At 59.2% G+C, this 20,964-nt stretch carries 31 protein-coding genes; 5 read left to right on the top strand and 26 right to left on the bottom strand.

Annotated features, from left to right (window positions below):
• The first annotated feature begins 174 nt into the window (after positions 1–174).
• A complete protein-coding gene (locus IT895_RS12535; protein WP_199283644.1) occupies positions 175–1,170 on the top strand; it encodes a hypothetical protein in 996 nt (331 codons plus the stop codon).
• Here the strand turns inward: IT895_RS12535 and IT895_RS12530 are convergent.
• The 7 genes from IT895_RS12530 to IT895_RS12500 are packed head-to-tail and all read right to left on the bottom strand — an operon-like array spanning position 1,153 to position 7,582.
• The gene (locus IT895_RS12530) at positions 1,153–2,166 is read right to left on the bottom strand and encodes a phage late control D family protein (protein ID WP_199283643.1); all 1,014 of its coding nucleotides are present in this window, start codon (positions 2,164–2,166) and stop codon (positions 1,153–1,155) included. The two genes, IT895_RS12535 and IT895_RS12530, sit on opposite strands and share 18 nt — an antisense overlap.
• Positions 2,163–2,606 (bottom strand): phage tail protein, encoded by a 444-nt coding sequence (locus IT895_RS12525; protein WP_199283642.1) that lies wholly within the window; start codon positions 2,604–2,606, stop codon positions 2,163–2,165. The genes IT895_RS12530 and IT895_RS12525 overlap by 4 nt, the downstream gene beginning before the upstream one ends.
• A 14-nt stretch (positions 2,607–2,620) precedes the next feature.
• The gene (locus IT895_RS12520; RefSeq protein ID WP_199283641.1) at positions 2,621–5,353 is read right to left on the bottom strand and encodes a phage tail tape measure protein; all 2,733 of its coding nucleotides are present in this window, start codon (positions 5,351–5,353) and stop codon (positions 2,621–2,623) included.
• Positions 5,337–5,480: a GpE family phage tail protein gene (locus IT895_RS12515; protein ID WP_199283640.1), complete on the bottom strand. Its 144-nt coding sequence runs from the start codon at positions 5,478–5,480 to the stop codon at positions 5,337–5,339. Before IT895_RS12515 ends, IT895_RS12520 begins: the two co-directional genes overlap by 17 nt.
• 26 nt (positions 5,481–5,506) lie before the next feature.
• On the bottom strand, positions 5,507–5,815 hold the full coding sequence (locus IT895_RS12510; RefSeq protein ID WP_199283639.1) for a phage tail assembly protein: 309 nt from the start codon (positions 5,813–5,815) through the stop codon (positions 5,507–5,509).
• Positions 5,816–5,873: 58 nt separating this feature from the next.
• On the bottom strand, positions 5,874–6,386 hold the full coding sequence (locus tag IT895_RS12505) for a phage major tail tube protein (RefSeq protein ID WP_199283638.1): 513 nt from the start codon (positions 6,384–6,386) through the stop codon (positions 5,874–5,876).
• Positions 6,387–6,397: 11 nt separating this feature from the next.
• Positions 6,398–7,582 carry a phage tail sheath protein gene (locus IT895_RS12500; RefSeq protein ID WP_199283637.1) on the bottom strand — a complete coding sequence of 395 codons (1,185 nt, stop codon included), beginning with the start codon at positions 7,580–7,582 and terminating at the stop codon, positions 6,398–6,400.
• Between the two features lie 155 nt (positions 7,583–7,737).
• Here IT895_RS12500 and IT895_RS12495 point away from each other — a divergent pair, with 155 nt between their 5' ends.
• Complete coding sequence (locus IT895_RS12495) at positions 7,738–8,517, top strand: hypothetical protein (RefSeq protein WP_199283636.1); 780 nt, start codon at positions 7,738–7,740, stop codon at positions 8,515–8,517.
• A 19-nt stretch (positions 8,518–8,536) separates the two neighbouring features.
• Complete coding sequence (locus IT895_RS12490) at positions 8,537–9,130, top strand: hypothetical protein (protein ID WP_199283635.1); 594 nt, start codon at positions 8,537–8,539, stop codon at positions 9,128–9,130.
• A 42-nt stretch (positions 9,131–9,172) separates the two neighbouring features.
• Here IT895_RS12490 and IT895_RS12485 read toward each other — a convergent pair whose 3' ends face one another.
• The gene (locus IT895_RS12485; RefSeq protein ID WP_199283634.1) at positions 9,173–9,424 is read right to left on the bottom strand and encodes a hypothetical protein; all 252 of its coding nucleotides are present in this window, start codon (positions 9,422–9,424) and stop codon (positions 9,173–9,175) included.
• Between the two features lie 217 nt (positions 9,425–9,641).
• On the opposite strand from IT895_RS12485, the gene IT895_RS12480 reads away from it, so the two are divergent.
• Both IT895_RS12480 and IT895_RS12475 read left to right on the top strand, forming a co-directional pair.
• On the top strand, positions 9,642–9,908 hold the full coding sequence (locus IT895_RS12480; RefSeq protein ID WP_199283633.1) for a hypothetical protein: 267 nt from the start codon (positions 9,642–9,644) through the stop codon (positions 9,906–9,908).
• Between the two features lie 254 nt (positions 9,909–10,162).
• Entirely contained in the window at positions 10,163–10,807 is a 645-nt protein-coding gene (locus tag IT895_RS12475; protein ID WP_199283632.1) for a hypothetical protein, read from the top strand.
• A 34-nt stretch (positions 10,808–10,841) separates the two neighbouring features.
• On the opposite strand, the gene IT895_RS12470 is transcribed toward IT895_RS12475, so the two are convergent.
• From IT895_RS12470 to IT895_RS12390, 18 genes are all read right to left on the bottom strand, one after another.
• Positions 10,842–11,381: a DUF4376 domain-containing protein gene (locus IT895_RS12470; RefSeq protein WP_199283631.1), complete on the bottom strand. Its 540-nt coding sequence runs from the start codon at positions 11,379–11,381 to the stop codon at positions 10,842–10,844.
• A gap of 2 nt (positions 11,382–11,383) precedes the next feature.
• Positions 11,384–12,580, bottom strand: coding sequence for a phage tail protein (locus IT895_RS12465; RefSeq protein ID WP_199283630.1), 1,197 nt, complete (start codon positions 12,578–12,580; stop codon positions 11,384–11,386).
• Entirely contained in the window at positions 12,570–13,202 is a 633-nt protein-coding gene (locus IT895_RS12460) for a phage tail protein I (protein ID WP_199283629.1), read from the bottom strand. Before IT895_RS12460 ends, IT895_RS12465 begins: the two co-directional genes overlap by 11 nt.
• Positions 13,195–14,124, bottom strand: coding sequence for a baseplate assembly protein (locus IT895_RS12455; protein ID WP_199283628.1), 930 nt, complete (start codon positions 14,122–14,124; stop codon positions 13,195–13,197). Before IT895_RS12455 ends, IT895_RS12460 begins: the two co-directional genes overlap by 8 nt.
• Positions 14,121–14,462, bottom strand: coding sequence for a GPW/gp25 family protein (locus tag IT895_RS12450; RefSeq protein WP_199283627.1), 342 nt, complete (start codon positions 14,460–14,462; stop codon positions 14,121–14,123). Before IT895_RS12450 ends, IT895_RS12455 begins: the two co-directional genes overlap by 4 nt.
• Before the next feature lies 1 nt (position 14,463).
• Positions 14,464–14,661 carry a hypothetical protein gene (locus IT895_RS12445; RefSeq protein ID WP_199283626.1) on the bottom strand — a complete coding sequence of 66 codons (198 nt, stop codon included), beginning with the start codon at positions 14,659–14,661 and terminating at the stop codon, positions 14,464–14,466.
• A complete protein-coding gene (locus IT895_RS12440) occupies positions 14,661–15,176 on the bottom strand; it encodes a phage baseplate assembly protein V (protein WP_199283625.1) in 516 nt (171 codons plus the stop codon). The genes IT895_RS12445 and IT895_RS12440 overlap by 1 nt, the downstream gene beginning before the upstream one ends.
• Positions 15,177–15,251: 75 nt before the next feature.
• Positions 15,252–15,710 carry a phage virion morphogenesis protein gene (locus tag IT895_RS12435; RefSeq protein WP_199283624.1) on the bottom strand — a complete coding sequence of 153 codons (459 nt, stop codon included), beginning with the start codon at positions 15,708–15,710 and terminating at the stop codon, positions 15,252–15,254.
• The gene (locus IT895_RS12430) at positions 15,700–16,194 is read right to left on the bottom strand and encodes a phage tail protein (RefSeq protein ID WP_199283623.1); all 495 of its coding nucleotides are present in this window, start codon (positions 16,192–16,194) and stop codon (positions 15,700–15,702) included. The genes IT895_RS12435 and IT895_RS12430 overlap by 11 nt, the downstream gene beginning before the upstream one ends.
• Positions 16,157–16,402, bottom strand: a complete 246-nt coding sequence (gene lysC, locus IT895_RS19640) for an Rz1-like lysis system protein LysC (RefSeq protein ID WP_442786521.1) — start codon at positions 16,400–16,402, stop codon at positions 16,157–16,159. The genes IT895_RS12430 and lysC overlap by 38 nt, the downstream gene beginning before the upstream one ends.
• Complete coding sequence (lysB, locus tag IT895_RS12425) at positions 16,302–16,724, bottom strand: Rz-like lysis system protein LysB (protein ID WP_199283622.1); 423 nt, start codon at positions 16,722–16,724, stop codon at positions 16,302–16,304. Before lysB ends, lysC begins: the two co-directional genes overlap by 101 nt.
• Entirely contained in the window at positions 16,721–17,221 is a 501-nt protein-coding gene (locus IT895_RS12420) for a lysozyme (RefSeq protein WP_199283621.1), read from the bottom strand. Before IT895_RS12420 ends, lysB begins: the two co-directional genes overlap by 4 nt.
• Entirely contained in the window at positions 17,211–17,414 is a 204-nt protein-coding gene (locus IT895_RS12415) for a hypothetical protein (RefSeq protein WP_066317153.1), read from the bottom strand. The genes IT895_RS12420 and IT895_RS12415 overlap by 11 nt, the downstream gene beginning before the upstream one ends.
• A gap of 50 nt (positions 17,415–17,464) precedes the next feature.
• Positions 17,465–17,671 carry a tail protein X gene (locus IT895_RS12410; protein WP_199283620.1) on the bottom strand — a complete coding sequence of 69 codons (207 nt, stop codon included), beginning with the start codon at positions 17,669–17,671 and terminating at the stop codon, positions 17,465–17,467.
• The gene (locus IT895_RS12405; RefSeq protein ID WP_199283619.1) at positions 17,668–18,138 is read right to left on the bottom strand and encodes a head completion/stabilization protein; all 471 of its coding nucleotides are present in this window, start codon (positions 18,136–18,138) and stop codon (positions 17,668–17,670) included. The genes IT895_RS12410 and IT895_RS12405 overlap by 4 nt, the downstream gene beginning before the upstream one ends.
• Before the next feature lie 109 nt (positions 18,139–18,247).
• The gene (gene gpM, locus IT895_RS12400; protein ID WP_199283618.1) at positions 18,248–18,928 is read right to left on the bottom strand and encodes a phage terminase small subunit; all 681 of its coding nucleotides are present in this window, start codon (positions 18,926–18,928) and stop codon (positions 18,248–18,250) included.
• A 10-nt stretch (positions 18,929–18,938) separates the two neighbouring features.
• The gene (locus IT895_RS12395) at positions 18,939–19,985 is read right to left on the bottom strand and encodes a phage major capsid protein, P2 family (protein WP_199283617.1); all 1,047 of its coding nucleotides are present in this window, start codon (positions 19,983–19,985) and stop codon (positions 18,939–18,941) included.
• Between the two features lie 15 nt (positions 19,986–20,000).
• Positions 20,001–20,813 carry a GPO family capsid scaffolding protein gene (locus IT895_RS12390; protein ID WP_199283616.1) on the bottom strand — a complete coding sequence of 271 codons (813 nt, stop codon included), beginning with the start codon at positions 20,811–20,813 and terminating at the stop codon, positions 20,001–20,003.
• Positions 20,814–20,964 lie beyond the last annotated feature (151 nt).

Below are 20,964 nucleotides of genomic sequence, written 5' to 3'. Positions count from 1 at the left end.
AAGCACGCGGGACGGAATCCGGCTCGTCAGAAGGATGCGGCATTAAAAACCCCTGGCCATGGAATGGCTGGGGGTTTTTGATTACCCCACATGGCTTTCAATTTGTTATACAATTTGTCTAAATGCTAATTTCTATTTAGTTTTTAGCCTTGCAAAGCCTTAGCTGGGGGTGGGATGAATAAAATTACAGAAATTAATTCATATCAACGTGCTAGTGAAGTTGTAGAAATTGTCAGTCCAGAAAACCCCATAGCTGTAAATGCTGATAATTTTCTTTCGCTAATTGGTGACTACCATCTGAATGATTCAGAACCTCCTTTGAAGTGTTGTTGTGAGAAAGATAAGAAAAAGCTTTGTAGACAAAGTCATAGGAACGGGTATGTTGTGGAATTAAAAGATGGTGAGAAATCTTTATTGGGCAGTACGTGTGTCAAAGATTTTGACCCTGATGGGGACCTAAGGAAATCAGTTAGTCAATACGATAATGAAAAAAGATACCAGGAGCGAGTAAGTTATATAAATCACTGCTTCAGAGATAAAGATAAAATATCAGAAAAATTAAGAATTGAGTTGGAGCGGCTTAGCGATTTGAATCATTTTGTTTCCGGGTTCTTGAAGTCAATACCAGCGAAGGTTTCACGCAAGCTACAAGATATGTCAAAAACAGGGCGTAAGGATATAACTGTCGATGTTCGAGTAGTCAAAGAAGAGAAAGATAAAGAAACTGGGGAAGTTGAAAGAGATGTAAATGTAATTACTCATAAAATTGGAGAGGTTAGTGGTCTCGAGATATTCCAAAATGAATACAGGTTATCTTTTTTTTCTACAGTAAAGAATAAGATAAAATTAATTGAAGATCTAGAGAGCGTGAAAGATAAAGAAGGCGCTAGGGCTGTATTGCGAATATATAAGGAGTTGCAAGAAATAGAACCTCTTTGCGAGCGATCAAAAGCGTACTGCAGTAAGCGGGTTTTTTTTGAACAATCCAGCTTTAAGAACTTTATCTTTCTGAGTGATAATGAGGAGGATAGAGTTAAATGCTATCAGATGTGGCATTTTGATTTCTTTGAAAAGGTCATCTCAAAGTCAAACGCTGAGAAAGAAATAGCAAAAATAGATAAAGATCTGCTTGATCAGTTCGAAGCAACTAATCTAATCATAGCTGCTTAATCTTTTCATCACCTCACACCTAACCTGCATCCCAAAGCCCCCATCATTCAGCGAATGCACCACCTCCGTCGCCAGCCATTGGGTTTCGTCAATCTCCGGTTTGTAGCCTTGTGCGGTGATGGTGGCCTCGGGGGTTAGGCTGGCATTGCCGCGTGCCAGGGTGAGCTCGAATTCCGCCACGCCGCGCTGGATGCGTTGCCATTCGGCGCGGGCGGCGTCTAGGGCGTCGGCTTCGGTGGCGTAGGTGGGGCGTAGCTGTTTGGCGTTATCGTCGCTGCCTGCCAGTACCGTTTGGCGCTCGGCGCCATGGGTGTCGTTCCAGTAGGCTTTTACGCCGCTGTAGGCGTCGCGGTCGGTGATGCTGTAGCGGTGCTGGTCGCCATCGCGGCGGGTGAGGGGCACGCGGGGCATGGCGTTGCCGCTGGCGGTGAGGGCTTCGCCTGCCACGGTAAACAGTATGCGCCCGGCCTTGATGGTGGCCACGGCGTCGAACCGTTCTCCCAAACGGGTAAGAAAATTAAGATCTGACTCGTCGGTTTGGTCAATGTGGGCAATGCGTCGCTCGCCAAGCTGTGTGGCCACCACGGGCGTTAGGTCGTGCCGGGCGGCAATGGTGCTGATGATGTCGAGCAGGGTGATGTCGTGCCAGCTTTGTGTGCGTTTGCCGGGCAGCTGCCCGCGCATATCCGCCGAGCGGGCGCGGAGAGTGAGCTTGTCCGGCGTGCCGCTGTGCTGCACCTCGTCTACCGTGAAGCGGCCTTTGTCCACCAGCCCTTCTTCCTCCCAGCCGAAGGCGACTTCCAACGCGGCGCCGCGTGAGGGTAACTCCAACTGACCATCGTGATCCGAGAGGGTGATATCCAGCTGGTCCGCCTCCATGCCGCGCTGCTCGCGCAGGGTGAGGTTGATCAACCGGCCGTTGATGCGTGGGGTAATGTCCTGGTCGCCCAGGGTGATGCGGTAGCTGGGCCGTGGATAGCCATTGGGTGTATTCATGCGTAGGCCCCGGCCAAACGTGCCGCTGCAGAGAGCGTCAGGCGGCCGATAAGATCGGTGCGCTGATCGTCCACGTGCTCAAGCGTCACGACGAAGTCGATTTTCTCCGCAGCGCCGTCGCGGAAAAAGTGGGTGCTGGTTTCTTCCACACGGGTGACCACCCACAAGCCATACTGGCGACCGGTGCCTTCGACCAGCGGCCAGGCGCTGCCCTGGTCGGCCATCTCGCGCAGCTCATCCAGGCTGAGCCGCCCACCGGTGAAGCTGGGCAGCAGGGTGCCGGTTAGCGTGATGCTATCAGCCCCTGGGCCAACGAATTGATAGGCCGGGCGGTCGCCCACGCGGGATTGGCTGGCGTGCCGCCATTCGGTGATTCGCTTGAGTTCCTGATACGGCACGGTGCGGGTTTCAAACACGAACATGCCAAGGGCCATGAGCATGCGGGAGACTCCTGTTAATCGATATCCCACAACGATGAGCGGCGGCGTGCTTGGCTCTCGCGTTGGGCGTTGGCCAGGGCGCGTTCCACTTCCTGGGCGACGTATTGGGCGAGCTGGCGTTCGTCCATGCCCTGGGCGGGCGTGACGTTGATGTTGATATCGCCCATGCTGAAGCCGCTGCCCGCCTGGGTGCTGGCTTGGGTGAGCGGCGGGCGGTTATCAAACTGAATGGGCGCTGGTTGCTCGATGGCGGGCATGGCCGCTGCGGGTAGGGCGGCGGTGCCCAGGGCCAGCCCGGCACCGGCGCGGGTGACGCGCTTGGCGATCTCCTGAATACGCCGGGCGGGTTCGTCGCGCTGGGCGTCCAGGCCTTTGTTTAGGCCATCCACCGTGTAGCCGCCCAACTGGGTAAACACCCGGGAGGGGCTGTTGATATCCAGCACGTCGGCAAACCAGCCTTTTACGCTACCCGCTATACCCACGACACGGTCACGCAGCTCGCTGATCTTGCCGGTCAGGCCGCTGATTAACCCATCCACTGTAAAGCCACCTAGCTCGGCAAATACCCTGGAGGGGCTATTAATGCCCAGCACGTTGGCGAACCAGTTGCGCACGCTACCTGCCATGCCTTTTACGCGATCCTGCAATTCGCCCAGTTTGCCGGTTAGCCCGCCGATAATGCCGTCCACAATGGCGGTGCCCAGCGAGCCGAACTGCGCGGGGATCTCGACGCCCAGCGCTGAGAGGGCGGTCGTCATGCCCTTATACAGCAGGCCCAGCGGCGACCAATTCACCAGCAGCTTGGCCACGCCACCAATGCCGTCACTAAACGCGGCTTTGACCTGCTGCCAAAGCCCCTGGAAAAACGCCTTGATGGGTTCCCAGTAGCGATAGATGAGGTACGCCGCGGCGGCGATCGCGGCAATGGCGATGCCGATGGGATTGGCAAGGAAGAACATGGAGACCGCCCGAAACACGCCGCCCAGCCACATCATGGCTTTACCGGCGGTGAGCAGCTGCGGCCCCACCAGGGCCATGCCGTAGCGCACCATGGCGATGGGGCCGAGAATCGAGGCGAGCATCAGCGTCAGCGCGCCCCCGGCGGTGACCAGCACGGCCAGCCCGGCGGCCACCTTGGCGATGGTACCGGCCAGGCGTGGGTTTTCGTTGATCCATTCGCCCACGCCGCGGGTAATGGCGGTAACGCGCTGAATGAGATCGCGCAGCGGGCCGTTGTTGGTCTCGGTGATCGAGATGCCAATTTCATCCCAGGCGCTGCTGAGCGATTTGAGGTCGCCACCGATATTATCGGCCATAGTTTTCGCCACGCGGGCGTTCTCGCCAGCTGAGTTGCTGAGGATCTCGGTAAACTGCTCGATCCCGGCGCTGCCTTGCTGTGCGATTAGCTCGGCCATCCCCGCGCCGGGCTCTTCACCGAAGATCTCTTTCAGGTAGGCGGCGCGATCGGCGTTGCCCATTTCTTCCGTGGCGCGGGCCACATCGGCGAGGATCTTGGGCACGTCGCGCAGGTTGCCTTCGGCGTCCTTGGCGTTGACGCCCAGGTCTGCCAGTGCCCCGGCGGCGGCGCTGGTGGGGGCGGACAAACGCGTGACCATGGCGCGCAGGGTGGTGCCCGCCTGGCTGGCCTGAATGCCCACGTTACCCAGCAGGCCCGCCATGGCGGCGGATTGTTCCAGCGACATGTTCATGGCGCGGGCCTGGGGCGCGACGTACTTCATCGACTGGCCGAGCATTTCCAGGTCGACGTTGGCCCGGGTAGTGGTGGCGGTGAGCACGTCGCCCACGCGGCCCATCTGGTCAGGGTCCAGCCCAAAGCCGGAGAGAATATTGGAGGAGATATCCGCCGTGCGGCCGAGATCCGTGCGGTTGGCCAGGGCGAGGTTGAGCATATCCGGCATGGCGGCCTGAATCGCCTCCGGATCAAACCCAGCCATGGCCAGGTAACCTTGCGCGTCGGCGGATTGCCCGGCGCTGAACGCAGTGGAGGCTCCCAGCTCCCGCGCCTGCTGGCGAAGCGCCTGGTAGCGTTCGTCGTCTGCGTCCATGCGGGTAAGCGCCTGCACGCGAGACATCGACTCGCCATAGGCCACACCGGGGGAAAGCAGGCGCGCCCCGGCATACAGGGCGGCACCGCCGCTGGCTGCCATGCCCGCGCCGGTACCGGCCATGTTGTTGCGCATGCTCATGGCGCGGTCGTACTGGCCGCGTGCGCGGGCGGCATTACGCTGCTGCTCGGCCAGCCGCTTCAGCCGTTGCCGCTGTTCATCCACCACGGTGTTGGCCTGGCGGATATCGCTGGAAAGCCGACGCTGGTCGCGGGCGAGCTGGCCGGTGCTGACGCCATTGTCGTTCAGTGAGGTGCGCAGCCGGTGCAGCTTCTGGCGTTCGTCGTCGTAGCGCTGGGTCAGGCGGCGGGCCTGGCTGATGGCCTTTTGGCGCTCGGCGGTGAGGGCGGCTGTGTCGCCCTGGTTATCTTGCATCTGCTGCGAGAGGCGGCGAATACGGTCCTGCTGCTCGCGCAGCGCGCTGGCGGTGTCGGTGGATTGGCGAGACAGGGTACGAAAGGAGCTGACGTCCTTCTGCGTGGCTTGCAGCTGCTTCAGGCGGTCGCGGTTTTCGCGCATGGCCTGGGAGGCGCCCGCCGATGCGCGGTCGATGGAGCGCAGCGGGCGGGTGGCCTGGTCAACGGCGTTGAGAATTACCTGAAGTTTAAGATCGCGTGCCACGCTGGCTCCCGCTTTCCGTTGGTGTGCTGCGCTTACGCGCCCGTTCGCGCCATTCCATCAGCTCGCGCAGGCTAAAACCGGCGCAGTCCTCCGTTGACCAGTGGAAGACGATGGCGAGATCCGCCATCGCGTCTTCTACTTGACCGGGTAGGTTTATTCGCTCTCGCCCTTGGCCCGCTTCGTCAGCAAAAAACCGGCGATTTCACCGCCGCATTGCACGAGATCCGCCGGGTCCATCTGGCGTACCTCGGCGGCGGTGAGGGAGGGGCTGGAAAGGCGCGGTACCAGCATGATCAGCGCGTCGGTGTTCATCTGCAGCACCTCGGCCAGCGAGACGCCGCGCAGCTCGCCGGAGGTGGGTTTGCGCAGGCGCAGCTCAGTGATTTCGGTTTCGCCCCGGGTGAGCGGGGTATCCAGCGTGATGGTGGCAGCGATGGCTTGAGTAACGGCGGCTTTGGTCATGGGGTCGTCCTAGTGTGTGAGTGAAGTGCGGGAATGGGAGCGGTTTAAATACCTGTCTTCAAATGCCTAAGCGTTGCCGGCGACCGGCCAGGCGGTCTTCGCCGTTGACCTTGAACACGCCGTTGACCAGGTCGATCTCGATCTTGGTGGTGCCGTCGATGGTCAGCTTGTAGTAGCTGAGCGTGCTGGTGACCTGGTGCTCGGTGTTCTCGCCGGCCTGGGCGTCGCCCATGTCGATTTCGGTATGGCGGCCGCGCATGACCACCTCGACAGCGGAGGCATCGTCCACGTCGTCACGCTCGTAGCTGCCGGTCATGCGCAGCATGTCGGCGTCGATGCGGGCGGTGCCGAAGTTATCGAAGATGCTTTCGACTAGCCCGCCTACGGTCCACTGAACGGTCAGCAGGCCGTCCTGACCCAGGTCGATGCCGACGGGGCCATCCATACCGCCGCCACGCCATTCTTCGATCTTGCGGGTGAGAGTGGGCAGGGTGATGGACTGCACGATGCCCTGCCAGCTGTCGCCGTTGCTGAACAGATTCAGGTCTTTGAGCTTTTTGGGGAGTGCCATGGAAAAAATCCTTACGCGGTGGCCGCAACGCGCTCAGCGAAGTCGGCGAGGTACGAATCGGTAATGCGCTGCAGGAAGCCGAGATCCTCGAGCGGCGGCACCGGGGTGTAGTCGTAGTCGATGCGCAGCTTGCCAGCCTTGAGCGAGGTCTGGGTGTTCAACTCCTCGTTCAGCCAGGCGTTGGCATCGACGATCAGCCCCAGGTTTTTCAGCTCGCGGAACTTGGCGTTTAGGCCCTCGATGATGTCCCGGGCCAGCGAGGCATGCAGCGGCTTGTCCACCGCCCACAGGTGCGCTTCCGCCACGGTGTCGGCGATGATCTGCGCGGTGCGGGTGTAGTTCTCGAACGGGTAGAGGCTTTCCGGCCCGGCGCAGGTACGCGAGCCCCAGAAGCGGTAGCCGTTCTGGTTGATCAACGTGGTGACATCCGCCGCGTTGAGCAGGCCTGCATCGGTGTTGGGCGATTGCAGGTCCCAGAACACGTCTTTACTGATGCCGGTGACGCCGTTGACCACCACGTTACTGATGGTTTTGTGCCAGCCCACGGTTTGGTCGAGCTGGGCACGCAGGCCCAGGGCGATGGCCACCGGGCAGAGGGTGGTGGTGTCGGCATCGTCGGTATCAAACGCTTCCCACTGGGGCCAGATCGGCATCAGCTCACGGGCACCGAACTCATCGCGGTAGGCGATCACCTCGGATACCGTCTCGCAGCCGTGGGCGTAGAAGTAGCCGAAGGCGCGCAGCTGCTCGAGGATCGAGGCCATGGCGGTGACTACTGGTTGGGTATCCAAGTACGGCACGCCGATGATGCGCGGCGTCACGCCGAGCTTCTGCTTGGCGGTTAGCAGCGCCTGCAGACCGGTGCGCTGGCCTAGCTCGGTAGTGGTGCCCACCAAATTGGCGGTGGTTTCTTCCTCGGTTTCGCCTTCGGCCACCCGCACCGCGACGATGATCGGCTTGGCCTGCTGGCTGATGGCGGTGAGGGTGTTTTTCAGCGTGCCCTGGGTACCGGCGTTGCCAATGGCGGTATCCACATTGGTGACCAGGGCCGGGCGGTTGAGGGGGAAGGTTTTATCGTCAGCATCCGGCGCGGTGCACACCACGCCAATAACGGCGGTGGAGACCGTGCGAATGGATCGGGTGCCGTCGTTGACTTCCGCAACGCGCACGCCGTGGTGGTATTGATCGAGTGCCATGGTGGCTCCTGCGCAGGTTCACAAGAAAGGTGAATTCACGCGGGTATCGTGCGGGGTCTTGGGGCTGGGTGTTAGCAGCGCTGGGGGTGAGTGGAGCGGTTTACACTGTGGGGTGTGGTAAGGTGCGGGAAAACGACGGCTAAGGGAATGTTGGGATGAGAAGGTTGTTAAGTGCCATAGGCTATTCGCTGATAATTTTTTCCGTTTTATCAGTTGGTATTGTAGCTCTCTATCTTTATGAGCGTGAATTTGGGGCCAATGGCTTTTCTGAAAACACTGGTGACTGGGCAAACTTTGCGACGTTTATATCGGGCACTATTGGGGTGGCTGCTGTTGTGGCTACCTTGGCGGCCTTTATGATTACGATAAAGCAGCAGCAGGCATTGATTCGCCAGCAAAAAATACAAATTGAGCAAGCTGATGGTCACCAACAACGTCTTAATGCCTATCAACGTGCTTCATCTTTGTTGCCAGATGCTTTCTCAGCCTTAAGACATCACCTCGATAAATCTTTAGGTGAAATAGCAAGTGATGAATCTTTTGCGGCTTATGATATGATTTTTATTAATAGAAGATATAGAGTTTGTGATTTTTATATGAGTGATGATGTTCTTCAAGAACTCATGAGTGAAGATTTAAAAGTCCAGAATTTCATAGGTCATATAGTCACGAAAGAGGTCTATAGGTTTGCAAGGTTTGTCACAGGAATACTTCAAGATGCGCCAGATCTATATGATGTGATAATGTTACAACTTGTGAGCCACATGGATGTTTTAAGGTGTGCTATGGCTTATAGGCGAAGTAGAAGCCTTCAGGAGGAGTGGTATTTAATATCGCAATTTTTACGTTTGCCAAAAAATTATGAAGGTTTGTCACAACCAGAGCAAGCCTGGCAATTGCTAGGCCATGAAAAAAACGATGAAGATAAATCTTAAAATACTCGAGTGAATGTCTATGATCGGAACAGAGCTGATGCTAAAGAGCTCCGGTATGGCCTGCCGAGTGTATATGGAGTGGAAGTTTGAACGGCTGCTTCAGAAAGCAGAAGCGCATGGGTTTACAGAAGAGGAACTGCGAAATAGCGATCATCGCTTTGCCCTGTTCATGCGTGTGGGGAGAGCCTTTGAGATTTGTTCCGAAAAGGAAGTAGTCGATTACATTACTGATGCCATGATTGGTGGAATTCAGAGCGGTGATGCCGACAAACGACCAGATTTAGCACAAATGGCAATCAGCGCGCTGAACGGGGTGACCGGGACTGAGTTAAACCTCATATTGCTTATGCGTGAGTACGGTCTTTGGGGCACATCGGATGAGGAGATCCTGGATGAATCTGGCTTTGAGGGTTTTCAGACAGCTATTCATCTAGAGCTAGGCTTAAATGACGCGTCTGCCAGCGCTATTTTGAACGGGCTTACACACACCGGGTTAGTGACCCCGCAGGCTTCCGGTCTCGGTAATACCGCGAATATTCAAGGCAATAGACTGACACATTTGGCTCGAGCTCTTTTTCAGTATGTCGATTATGCGCGACGATTGACCTCGTAAAAGCCCGCCTTGAGGCGGGCTTCCTGCTTAACGCATTTACCTTCACGGATGATCAGAACACATGTGCCCTGCATCAAGCTGGCCTGGCGCGTAGGTAGGCTGTAACTCGTAGTCCTCATCATTCTCGTCCGTATACTCAATGGCGTACCCGAAGTTTTCGCAAATACTGCACATCTCACGGCCATCATCAAAGGCATGTTCTGCGCAATAGACCTCTTCAGGTTGGACGGTATCGTGGTTGTAATTAACCAAAATATGTGTCGCTTCGCGGTTGCAATCTTCGCAAGTGGCCATGCGTTTTTCCTCTGGGCTATGGGTCTGTTGGTGCGCCCTGAAAACTAGCATACTCAAGGTTAACTTTGGAGCTTGGCGGCCTGTTTTGTTGATAGCGGGGTCAAGGCCAACCGGCTGGTGCAACCTGGACAGGTAGGGTAGTGTATTCATCGGCGAGGCGACATTAGAGGTCGTAAGCCACTCAAATCCGTTTAACAAAGTCGTTAAAGGAGCAGTCATGCTGAATAGCACGAGTAAGTTCGAGTTGGTGGAAATTCTCTACAAGAAAGAGCACGATCACGGCGGTTTTGCGATTGCGACCGGGTACTGGGATGGTGATCGCAGCCAGCTAGGCACCGCATGCCGTTGGTACGAGGACAATGGGATAGGATATCCGCAGACTTTCGGAAAACCCCAGTGGATGAACTTGCCAGCAGAGGCGATCAGCGTAGACGACCTGCTTAAGTCCCCTGAAAAACGTTCCGCTGAGATTAGCTTCTTCTAAGCTCAGTTTTCGAAAGACCCCGGGTTATTGCTCGGGGCCTTCTTACTTTTACCAAGTAATTGTCTCAACCCCCTCCCCCTCACGATTTTCATCTTCCAAGGCCGCGCGTTAATTGCGTCCTTCCGCCCCCTGCTGTTGTAGTAGATGCTATCAATTTACGCGAACGTGGTCTGCGCCTGTCAGCTGATCTATTGGAGTGTGTAAAATCCCAAAAAACGATCTAGTCTAAGTATAAACAGGCCAGGGGAAGAACAATGAATTACGATGAGCAAATGCAGCAGGTTATCAATCAGGCAAAAAAAGATGTCAACGAGATCGCAAAAAATGCACATGAAAACCTGCAAGAAATGAGAGGTCTTCATGAGGAAGAGGTCGCTGCTCTAGTGAAGGAGTTTCGACATACTGCCAAGGAAACCTTAAATGAAGCTGAAGAATCACTAGAAAGAACTAAGAAGAAAGTGTTAGCTGGAGCAGGAGGTGTGTTTGCATTGATTCTGCTTGGCTTTATCATGTTTCTTTATTACGAGGCCAAAGATATTAATAAATCAATACTAGATTTGCACTCACAGATACAGTACTCAAAGAGCTTTTTAGAGCAAGAGGTAGCTAACTTCAAGAATAGGACTGCCGAGCTTTCTGAACAAATTGATACTGTTATGGAAGAGAATCAATCTGCAATTAACAGTCTCTCTTTCACATCAAGCCAGTACGAAAGTCGCTTGACTGAAATGAGTGAGGTCACGCAACGCCTAGACACCAAGCTTACTAGCTTAGAAAGTTTGTCGACAGACCCAAATATCATGTTGTGGAGAGAAGCTTGGGATGAATCAGCAGAAATGAGTATTCCGGAAACTATTCAAATCCCCAATAATGATGAGACATCAGAAGCGCAGCAGTAAAAATAGGGGCGAAAATAATTCATGCCCCTGGCTATCACCACTCAACCGCTTTAATTCCTTCCCGATCCTCGGCCTTTAGCGCCACATCAATCGCGTCCTTCCGCTCCCAGCTGTGGTCGTAAATGCTTTCGATGTGGGCGAGCGCGTCGTTGGTCAGCGTGTACATCTCATCGGGGGTGAGGTAGCGGGTGACGTTTTGCTCCCCGCGAAATTTCATCACCGGCTCGGTGACGCCTTCATCACGTGCTGATTCAGCCTTGGCGCGTAAGCCCAGCAGGTTGATCTGATCCTGGGGTCGGGTTTGCACGACGTCTGGCTCGCCAGCGATGTCTCGGGGCAGGCCTTCAGCAAAGGCTGCATCGCGGGCGGCGTCGATCTCTGCGCGTTTCTGGGTTGCAAGCTCATTGATATCTGGCGCTGGGGGCGCTGAAAATTCGCCGTTCTCGAATCGCCAGCCGATCGCTACATTACGTCGACCATCGAATTTCTCCCAGTGCATGCTGGGGTGAAAGCGACCGGCGGGGTCGTGTTGTGTAATTTCAGCTACGTGCTTGCCATCAATTCTTGCCCACATACTTAAAACCTCACCGTAATAATGCCATTTCCACCTGCTCTCCCTGATCCTTGGAGATTTCCTCCACCTCCAGAACCATGTGTGGCCGCTTCCCCGGCGTTTGAGGCGCCGGTTGTTCCGCCTCGCCAGTAAGATGCACCACCAGTTCCCCCATAAGGTGAGAAAGCTGAAGGTGTATTGGCATTTATAGTGGCGTTAGTACCATCCCCACCGGGGATATTTATGTCTCCCCCTACTCCAGCTGGAGCTCCTGTGTTTGCACCAGTTACTAGTCTGCCCCCGATACCTCCCGGAGCCGATATTAATTCTCCGAAACTTGATGAACTGCCATTGTTGCCAGGGCCAGTTGAGCTTTTCTCATCGCCACCGGCACCGATGGTGATTTCGATGGTTGAAATGCCAGTTAAATCAACCAGGCCAAGACTTGTCGCCCCGGCACCACCACCTGTGCAAAAAGATCCAGATCCAGATGCGCCCCCGGCACCGCCCCCAGTCACTACGACGAAAGCTTTTCGTAAACCTTGTTTAAGCACCTCGGGGACAGGCCAAGTGATAATGCCTGGCGTTTCAAAAACTACGATGTTCTGAAAGCCGTCTGCTGCGAAATTGCCCAGCGCAGCGAGTGCCTCGGATACTTTCGTTGCATTGGGTGCCTGGGCAATGGGGACGCTGAGGATGATTTGATCATCCGTATGGGCCTCGTCGTCGTCCTCATGCTGGCGACGTTGGATATCGACATACTCTCGGGTGGCCAGCACCACTGCCGGGTCGACTTTCAGCTCCACGTTGGCGGTGTTGCTTAAGATGAGGTGCATGTGCACCACCTGGTTGCGGCCGGAGCCTTGCGCGAGCAGGGGCTTGTAGCTGGGTGGGCAGTTGGCCACGGCAACGAAGTCGCCATCCTCGTCTTCAATGCCCAGCTCGCGTATCCACCAGCCGCCAATGTTGGGCGGCAGCACTACCTCGGCGATCAGAATGCCGGGGTTATCCGGGTCGATGGATAGTTGATTGATGGCGGCGCGGTGTACCTGGTTAACCAGCTGGGTCTGGTCAGGGTCGGGCACCGGGTCGCTGCCGTTGGCATCTCCCAGCAATAAGTGAGTGAGCTTCCAGGGCGTTTTCAGGGCATTGGCGTTGGCTTGCTTGGCTTCCCCAACGGTGGTGAGAAAACCGCCGAACGTAGAGTTTTCATCGATCATGGAGGTAGACATCCAGCGTGTCGTGGAACAAGGGGGTGAGCGCGTGCGTAGTGAGGCACTGCACGTGCAGGTCGGGCGTTTGCCAGGGCAGTACCTCGAGGGTGTCGCCATCGAACATGGCCACACCCACATGGCTGGTTACGCGGGTGCTCAGGGTGATATCCAGGCCGGTGATGTGGCGGGTGAGCGGCTTGGCATCATCGATCAGCCGCTCGAGCTCCTGGTACATGGCATCGGTAATGCCGTTATCCAGCACGCCGATGCGCAGCGAAAACGTGCCGCGTTGGCCTGCCGGTTCGGTTTCCCACCACTGGACCACCTCAAGCAAATAGCCCAGCGGCTCGACCACCCGGCGCAGCGCGCTGATGGTGCCTTTGCGCTTGTGCACCGCCCAGGAGGCGCTGACCACGTCGCGCTTGGTGGCGGTGGACCAGGCCGGGTCCCAGCGGTCGACGCTGAGCGTCCAGGCAAGATAGGGCAGCAGGTGGGCCGGGCAATCGAAGGGGTTCCAGAGTTGGCGCAGCGGTACCGGCACGTCCTGAAGCTCGGCCAAGGCTTGGGCGGCGGCGCGTTCCAGCGGCGAGCTGTTGGCGGGCAACAAGGGTCGGTGTTGATCAGTCATCACTGCCCCCGATGCGTAGGCGTTTATCCGTGCAGCGGGCCGCCTGGGTGGGGGCGATGATCAGGTGCTCGGCGGGCTTGATCAGGTTGACGTGCTCGACCCCTTCAACGTGCAGCGCGGCCTTGATCGCATCGCGGTAGATGCTGACCCCCAGGCGGCGGCGTTGCCGGTGCTGGGCTTCAATAAAGCGCGACAGGCGGCCGTTGGCGGCGGTGAGAATTGGTTCCTGGGCGGTGTCGGCGTCGTCGTACAGCTGCAGCTCGGCGTCGATCTCGTAGTCGATGATCTCGGCAGATTGCACCGTGACCCGGTCGCCCAGCGGGCGCACATCTTCCGGCGTGAGGGCGGTCTCGACGATATCCAACAGGCCCTGGCTGGCGGTGCCGTCGCCCTCGCGAGATAGAATGATCACCAGCGCCTCACAAGGCTCCGGCGACAGGGCTCGGGCATCGGCCACGCGGCCGTCCGCCGAGCGGGCGTGAAATTCATAGGCACCGCGTGGCCCGGCGATGCTCAGGCCTTCCCACGCTTCCTGGGTGCGCAGGCGCAGGTCGGTGTTGCGCTCGTAGGTCGGCGGGATGGGCGGAGAGGCGTCGGGGTCGCCGGGATCGATCATCAGCCGTTCGACCTCATTGTTGGCGGCCAGGTGATCGAGATCTTCATCCTCTGCGTAGGCGAGCATGACACCGCGAGCGGCTTCATTGACGCGCTGGCGAAGCAGTAGCTCCCGGTAGGCGTTTTCTTCCAGGAGCTTGACCAGCGGCTCGGATTCAAGTGTGAGCAGCTCGGTGATCGTTTCGCGCTCTTCTTCGGGGTAGAGCGCAATCAGACGCGCCTTGCGAGCAGCGAGGATGGTTTCAAAATCCAGCGGCTCGATCACGTTGGGCGGTGGCAGCTGGGAGAGATCGATCGGCGTGCTCATTGGATGGGCACCTCCATGTCGAACGTCTCACCGGTGGCCACCTGCTGGGCGGTAATGCTGAGGGTTAACCGGCCTGGTCGCGTCGTGCTGACCTGGCGTGTGATGTGCTGCACGCGCAGGCGCGGCTCCCAGGTCATCAGTGCGACCACGGTGGCGGAGTAAACACGCAGTACCGTGGGGCCGTTGAGCGGCTGGTCGATCAGCTCCGGCAGTAGCGAGCCGTAATTGCGGCGCATGACCCGCGAGCCTAGCGGAGTGGTGAGAATATCCTGCACCGACTGCACCAGGTGTTGGCGCTCACTTAGCTGACGGCCGGTGGTGGCGTTCATCCCGGGCATGCTATTGCACCTTGTACGTGCCAGAGGAGCTGCCACCGGTGACCGGCACGGCGGCGTTGCTCTGAATCTCATCCACCACGGCATTGGCGATTGCTTCGGCCATGCGGTTGACCCAGCTGTGCTGGCCCGAGGCGGTCGCGCCCTGGGCTTGCATTTCGCTGATAATGCGGTTTTTGAGCTGGGATTTACTGAGCGCCATTATTTGCCTGCCTTAACGGTGCTTGAGCCGTCGCCATGCGGGTTGCCGGTGAAATGGCAGATGTGCTGTTGCGTCACCACGCCGGTGCCCTGGTTGTGTTTGATCAAGGGCGCATCGACCGTGACGATTCCGGTGGCCTTCACTTCAATGGGCCCCACGCAGTCGATGAACAGTCGGTGCTTGGCATGGTCGTACTCGACCCGGGAGCCATCGGGCAGCCAGCGGCCGATCACGTCGGGATTGCTTGAAGGGGTCGGATGCGCGTTTGAGCACAGCCCGGCCAGCACCACCCCGGCGGCGGGGTCGCCGCCGGGGGAGAACACAATCACCTGCTCGCCCTTGGTCGGCGGGTTCCAGTCCCGCGTGGTCCCGGCGCGTGCTTCCAGCCAGGGCAGCCAGTCGGTGAGCAGCTCGCCGGCTTTTACACGCACACGTGCAGCGGAGTGATCCACCTCGGCGATGGTGCCGGTGCGGATCAGGTTGTGGAGCAGGCGGAGAAGTTCGGGAATGTTCATGCCGCTATCGTGCGGCGGCAGGCTTTTAAGGCGAAGCGGTGGCGGGTGTGAGTGGGGCGTTTTACACCGAGGCCATTACACAGTGCTTAGGTGGGTAAGCACCGAGTCCATGATCAGCTCGCGATCCTGGTGGGTAAAACCCAGCAGCTCGCGCTGGGCGTATTCCACGCGAGGGCCGTCGCGGCTGACGCGATCACGCAGGCCGTATTGGTGGGTATGCGCAATGCGGGCGATGTTGCCGAAAAAGCCGACCATGGCAGTGTCGTTGCGGGCCGTGGCCTTGAGCCACTTGGCGGTGGAGAGCTTGCTGAACATGGCGCGACGGCGGATGTGGCCTTGTTTGGCCCGCCACGTTTGCGGCTTGCGGGGTGCGTAGGGCGTGCCGTCCGGGTTGGTTTGGGCGCGGATGCGTTCGCGCTGGCTTCGGCGAAGATCCCGCGCTACGCGTTGGGCGAGTACCCGGCGCTGTTTGACATCCAACTGGGCCAGCAGCGGGCCGACCCAGTCTTCCAGGGCGTCCAGGTTATCCGCCATGCGGACCTTCCCATTCGGCAGCCAGGGTGTAGTCCGGCTCTGTCTCGCTATCGCGCATCAGCAGTTGCCAGCGGGGGCTTGGGCAGCCGGTGGCCTCGAAGCGTGGCAGGGCGTGGTCGACCTTGATCTGGCCGGTGTCGCAATCCATCTTGGCGAGCACCCGTTCGGTGAGTTTGACGCGCAGGGCGACGTCCACCGATTGATGGCTGAGGATCTCGGCTTCAAAGCTTAGCGCCTCATTGGGGTCGGCATCCGGCTGGTACTCGGCCAGCCAGTGGAGCAGCGGCACAATGAGGGTGTCGAGATCCGCGCTGAAGTCGGTGAGCACCAACTGGGCGGTGAACTGATATTCGTGGGTGAGGTTGGGGCCACGGTGAAACTCGATACTGCCTTCTTCCACAAAGGTGAGCAGCCGTTCGGGATCGTTGGCGAGTGCTGGCACCGCGTTAATCAGGTGGGCGCGTAGCCGGTGCAGCTTTTTCATCGGCATCCTCATGACAGGCAATGATGGCGTCGACCTCGGCGGCGCACTGGGCCCAGGCGGACTCGGTGCGTTCCAGCTGCAGATGCAGCTCGCCGTTGGTTTGTGGGTTACTCGCGGGCAGGCTGCAGGGGCTGGGAGTCGCGCACTGATTGATGGTAAGCACCGGCGCCGGTGACGGCGGGGCGCTTGCGCAGGCGGATAACAGCATCAGGCAGGCGAGTGCCAGCCCAGGCGCGCAGGGCTTGGTTTTCACGTTGCAGCTCCTCGATGGTGGCAAGGCGGTTGGAGGCAGTGCGGGTGAGCGCTGCCTGCTGTTTGGCGAGCGCGCGGCGCTGGTTGGCCTGCCGGCGGGCGTTATCCCATAGCGAGTCAATGATCACCTGGTGTTGGGCTTCGCGCTGCTGGGATTCGGCCAGGCGTTGCTCGGCGAGATCGGCCCGGGCCTCGGCGGCGGTGCTACGCTGCCAAAGCGCCCAGGTCACCAGGATGACCAGGCCGAGGATGACAAGCGCGGCGGTCAGGCGGGTCATGGCATTGGCTCCTCTGTTTGCTTGGCGGCTTTCACGCCTGCCAGACACAACTCGCGCTCCGTGGCGCGGCGGTTCACTAGCCCTTTTAGCTTGCGGCCCTGGGCGTAGACCCAGCGGGGGAGCTCATGGCAGGCGCCGCGCAGGTCGCCCTGGTTGAGTTTGCGCAGCAGGGTGGAGCGGGCAAACGCGCCTTCGCCGACGTTGTAAACGAACGAGGCGAGCGCGGCGCGGGTGGGGGCTGGCAGTTTGATCTGGGCGTGGCGATCCACGGCGTCAAAGGCGTGGCCGAGATCCGCCTTCAGCAGCTCGGTGCATTGCTTTTGGCTGAGGGTCTGCCCCATGCGGGCGGTGGCGGTGTGGCCATAGCAGATGGTCGGAATACCCACCGGGTCCTGATAGGCGGTGGGCTCGTAGCCCTCGTAAAACGACACCACGGCGGTGGCGATACTGACGGCGCCGGCGGCGAGGCTGACGCCGATACGTGTTTTAAGACCCACGGCGGTTCTCCCAGTATTCACGCAGGCGGGTGATGTAGCGCGGTACCAGCAGGCCGATTTGCAGGGCGAGGTACAGCAGCGTGAGCACCGTGACCCAGTCGGCCGGGGTCATGCCGCCAACGTGCATCATCGAGACCACGGCGGGCGGCGCGGCCTTGGCACTTTCGGTGGTGATTTCAAAGGGCTGGCTCATGCGGGCCTCAAGCAGATGATGGGGTGCGCGTCAGCGGGCGCAGCAATGTATTAGTCCCACAGCCGCACGGTTTGGCGACTTGGCGGGGCGGTGGCGTTGGGCAGCTTGACCGGTGTGCCCTGGGGCAAGGCGGGGCCGAGGTCGGCAAGGCCGGGATTGGCGGCCAGCACCTGTTCGGTAATGCCTTGGGTAAAGCCCACGGCGCGGTAGCAGAGGGCGTCCAGGGTTTCGTTTTGCCGGGCGTGAAGCGTTTTCATATCAGCTCGACCGTGCTGTGCGGGCGGCCTTCGATCTCGCTGATCGCCCAGGCGGCATCGCGCCGGTAGCTATCGGCGGGGTCGGCGAGCTGTTCACCGCGCTCACGGGCGCTGTTGGTGGCGTCATAGTCGGCGTAGCGCTCTATCAGGCTGGCGTGGGCGGTGGAGAACACGGCGCGGAGATACAGGCCGAGAAAAACGCCGGGGGCCTGCCAAACGGGCACCGGGATGTCGTCTACCGTGGCGTAGCCCGCGTCGACCTTTTCCGCCTGCCAGTGGCGCAGCATGCGGTTCACCGTAGCCATGGCGGCCAGCAGCGCGCCTTCGATGCGGGCGCTGGTGATGGTGCTATCCAGCCGGTGGCGTTCGCGGAAGTCGCCGGGCTGGATGTCCGGCCAGAAGCCGTTGTTCTCGATGGTGCTTTCAGCGGTGTCGCGGGTGGTGCCTGCCGAGATAAAGCTGCTCATCGGGTTCCCTCTTTCAATAAAAGGGGGTGGGCGGCGTTCGAGCGGCCGCGTTAAAACGCTTGGCTCTTACGTCGCGCCCCCTGACGTCGGCGGTCGACTCGGTTGGCCGCTAGCCCTTGGGCTGCGCGGCAGCGTTCTGTTTCAGTTCCCGTTCCAGGCGTTCGAGGTCTTTCTTCACGCCAATGCGCTCGTTGAGGGTTAAGGCGCGCTCGAGCGTGGCCTGGGCGTTTTCCAGCTGGCCATTGGTGCGTTGGGCGTAACCCAGGGCCTTGTGGAGCTTGGCGCGGATCTGGTCGTGCATGTCCGCCTCGCGGGTGAGTGCTTCGACGCTGACCAGGTGCTCGAGGAGGGCGACCGTATTGGCGTCTTCGTCGTCCAACTGTTTGAGGGCCTGGTCGGCGACTTCCTCAGCGATGATGGCGGCGGTACCACGCTCGAACTGATCCGGCGGGGTGAGGCCGTGGGAAATCGCGTAGTGGGCGATCGCAATGGCCCCGGCAAGGTCGCCGGCGTCAATACGCCAGAGCATGACGCGCATCAGCACGTCGTCCTGGGCGCCTTTGCCCGCTTCCAGCACACCGGTGACATACTCGGCGTACTTGGGCAGGATCTCGCGTTTGATCTCGGCCTTGCGCTCCATCGACTGGGTGGATTTAAGGCGGCGGTAGTCTTCAAACAGGGCGGCCTGCATGAGCTCGTAGGCATCGCCCTGCATGGGTTGGTCACCCGCATCAGCGGCCGCCTGGGCGGCGCTGACGCGTTCAAAGTGGCGGCGGGCTGGGCTGGTCATCGTTTCTCCCTTAGCCGTTAAGGGCTTTTTCAGACAGTTCGATGTTCTCGACCATGCAGCCCGCGCCGAAGTCTTCCACCACGTAGTCGTCGTTCGAGGACTCGTAGTTTTCGACGCGGTTGCGCTTGGGGTTCTCGGTGACATAGCGGCGGCGGGCGCCGTTCTGCCAGTAGATCGAGAGGTTATCGAGGGTGGTGACCATCAGCGCGTTGTCGGGGAAGAAGGGCAAGTCCATGCCTTGCAGCCCGCCGATGCGCTTCTGGCTGATCACCAGGTCGGCGGCAAGTTGCTCGGAAGGCGGCAACTGGTTCAACAGCGGGAAGTATTTATCCGACATGAGATTGCGGCCGAGAATCACCACCAGCCCCGGTAAACGGCGGAACCATGGGGCAATCATGCTGTTCACCACGTCGTAGACCAGGGCATCCAGGGTGGCGTAGTCGCCGACGATGCCCGGTTCGGTCTCGTTGGGCGTTGGGTCGATCAGCACTTTGCCGTTGGTCTTGCCGCCTTGCATCACTCGCGCCGGGGACTGGGTGCGGTAGTGCTCAAGCCAGCCAATATTCACGTCTTCAAGCATTGGATTGGCGGTTGGATCGGTTTGGCTGGCGGCCGAGGTGCCGTTGAAGCCGATCATCATGCGATCCAGCGCCTGCTGGCGAACGATCACATCGCGCACCATGGCCTGGAAGTTGGGGAACTTGGCCCAGGCGTCCAGCTTGGCGTAGCTCAGGTGGGTGTCGAATTCGGTCATTCGGCACTCGTAGCCTTGAGCGTCCAACGTGGTGAGATCGCGAGTTTTGCGATCCTGGTTGTTGACGTTGGTGCGGGCGGCGATGGGGCCGGTGACGCCCAGGGCGAGCTTTTCGCCTTTCAGCTCATCCACGCCCACCATGTTGATGCGGGAGAGGAAGTCGCTGGACTCCTGGATGCGCTTTTCCAGCCGCTGCTGAATGGTGGGGTCGACGGCGAATTTCTGGGTGGCGTCCGGGACGCCGTTGAGCTTCGCCACCTGGCTGGCGAAGTTGTTGAAGTGCTTGCGGGTATCGTTGCGCATGGGCGTGGGCGTCTCTTAGCAGTCGGTTTCGATGGTGCCGTCGTTGCCGGTAGCGGGCGTGCGCGGCGAGCGGGTTGGGGTGTTGTCGAGCTGGGTGTAAAGCGCGTCGAACTCTTGCTTCAGCGTGTCGTGGGCGCTTTTGAGCTCGTTGAAAGCGGCCTGGGTGGGGCGCTTTTCGAGCGCTTCGCTCAGGGCCTGATGTTTTTCCACGAACAGGCCCAGGGTGTCTTCCAGCTCGGCCCGGAAGGCAGCAAACCCGGCGGCGGTTTTGGCATCCTGCTTTTTGAACAGCGCCTTGACGCGCTCGGCCAGCGTTGGGCCTTGCTCTTGCTGTTCTTCGCTGAAGGTGAGGTCGACTTCTACCGCTTCGGAAAAGACGTTATCCGGGCGTTGCTTACGTGCGGCCAGCGGGGAGTTTTTGCCTTCCTGCGCGCTGAACTTGAGCATCGAGGTGCCCAGCGAGGCGGGCGAGTCGGTGACCGCCAGGCCCACTAGGTAGGGTTCGCCAGAACCGGCAAAGTCGAGGTCGACTTCCATGGAGGTATAGATTTTCTGGCGCTTCTCGACCATGGCCTTGAGATCGTCGGTGGGGTCGATCTCGGCGAACAGGCCAAGCTTGCCGTCGTCGCCTTCTTCCGCCTTGAGCGCGGTGACATCGCCATAGGCTTTGAAGGGGCCGTCCGGCAGGATGCCTTTCATGTGCTCCATGTTGATCCGGCAGCCGTACTTGGCGGGATCGAAGTTGGCGGCCATTTGGGTGAGCCATTCGGCGCTGATGTTGCGGCCATCGGTCGTGGCGCCTTCGGTTGCAATGCGATGCCAGGGCATGGGCGGGCCTCGGTGTCTGAAAAAGAGTCTAGGGGCGTTTTGGTTGCCGTCAGGTTCCGCGCACATGCCTTTGCGCTCAACACGTTACGGGTGTGAGTAGCGCTACTTACACCGAGCGGGGCAATCGTCGCCTCGCCTGCGCGGGTACGCT

The sequence above is a fragment of the Halomonas sp. A40-4 genome, assembly GCF_015767635.1.
In the GTDB taxonomy this organism is placed as follows: Bacteria; Pseudomonadota; Gammaproteobacteria; order Pseudomonadales; family Halomonadaceae; genus Vreelandella; species Vreelandella janggokensis.
The sequence above is the reverse complement of the archived record's forward strand: the minus strand, read 5'-3'. Positions and strand labels throughout refer to the sequence as shown.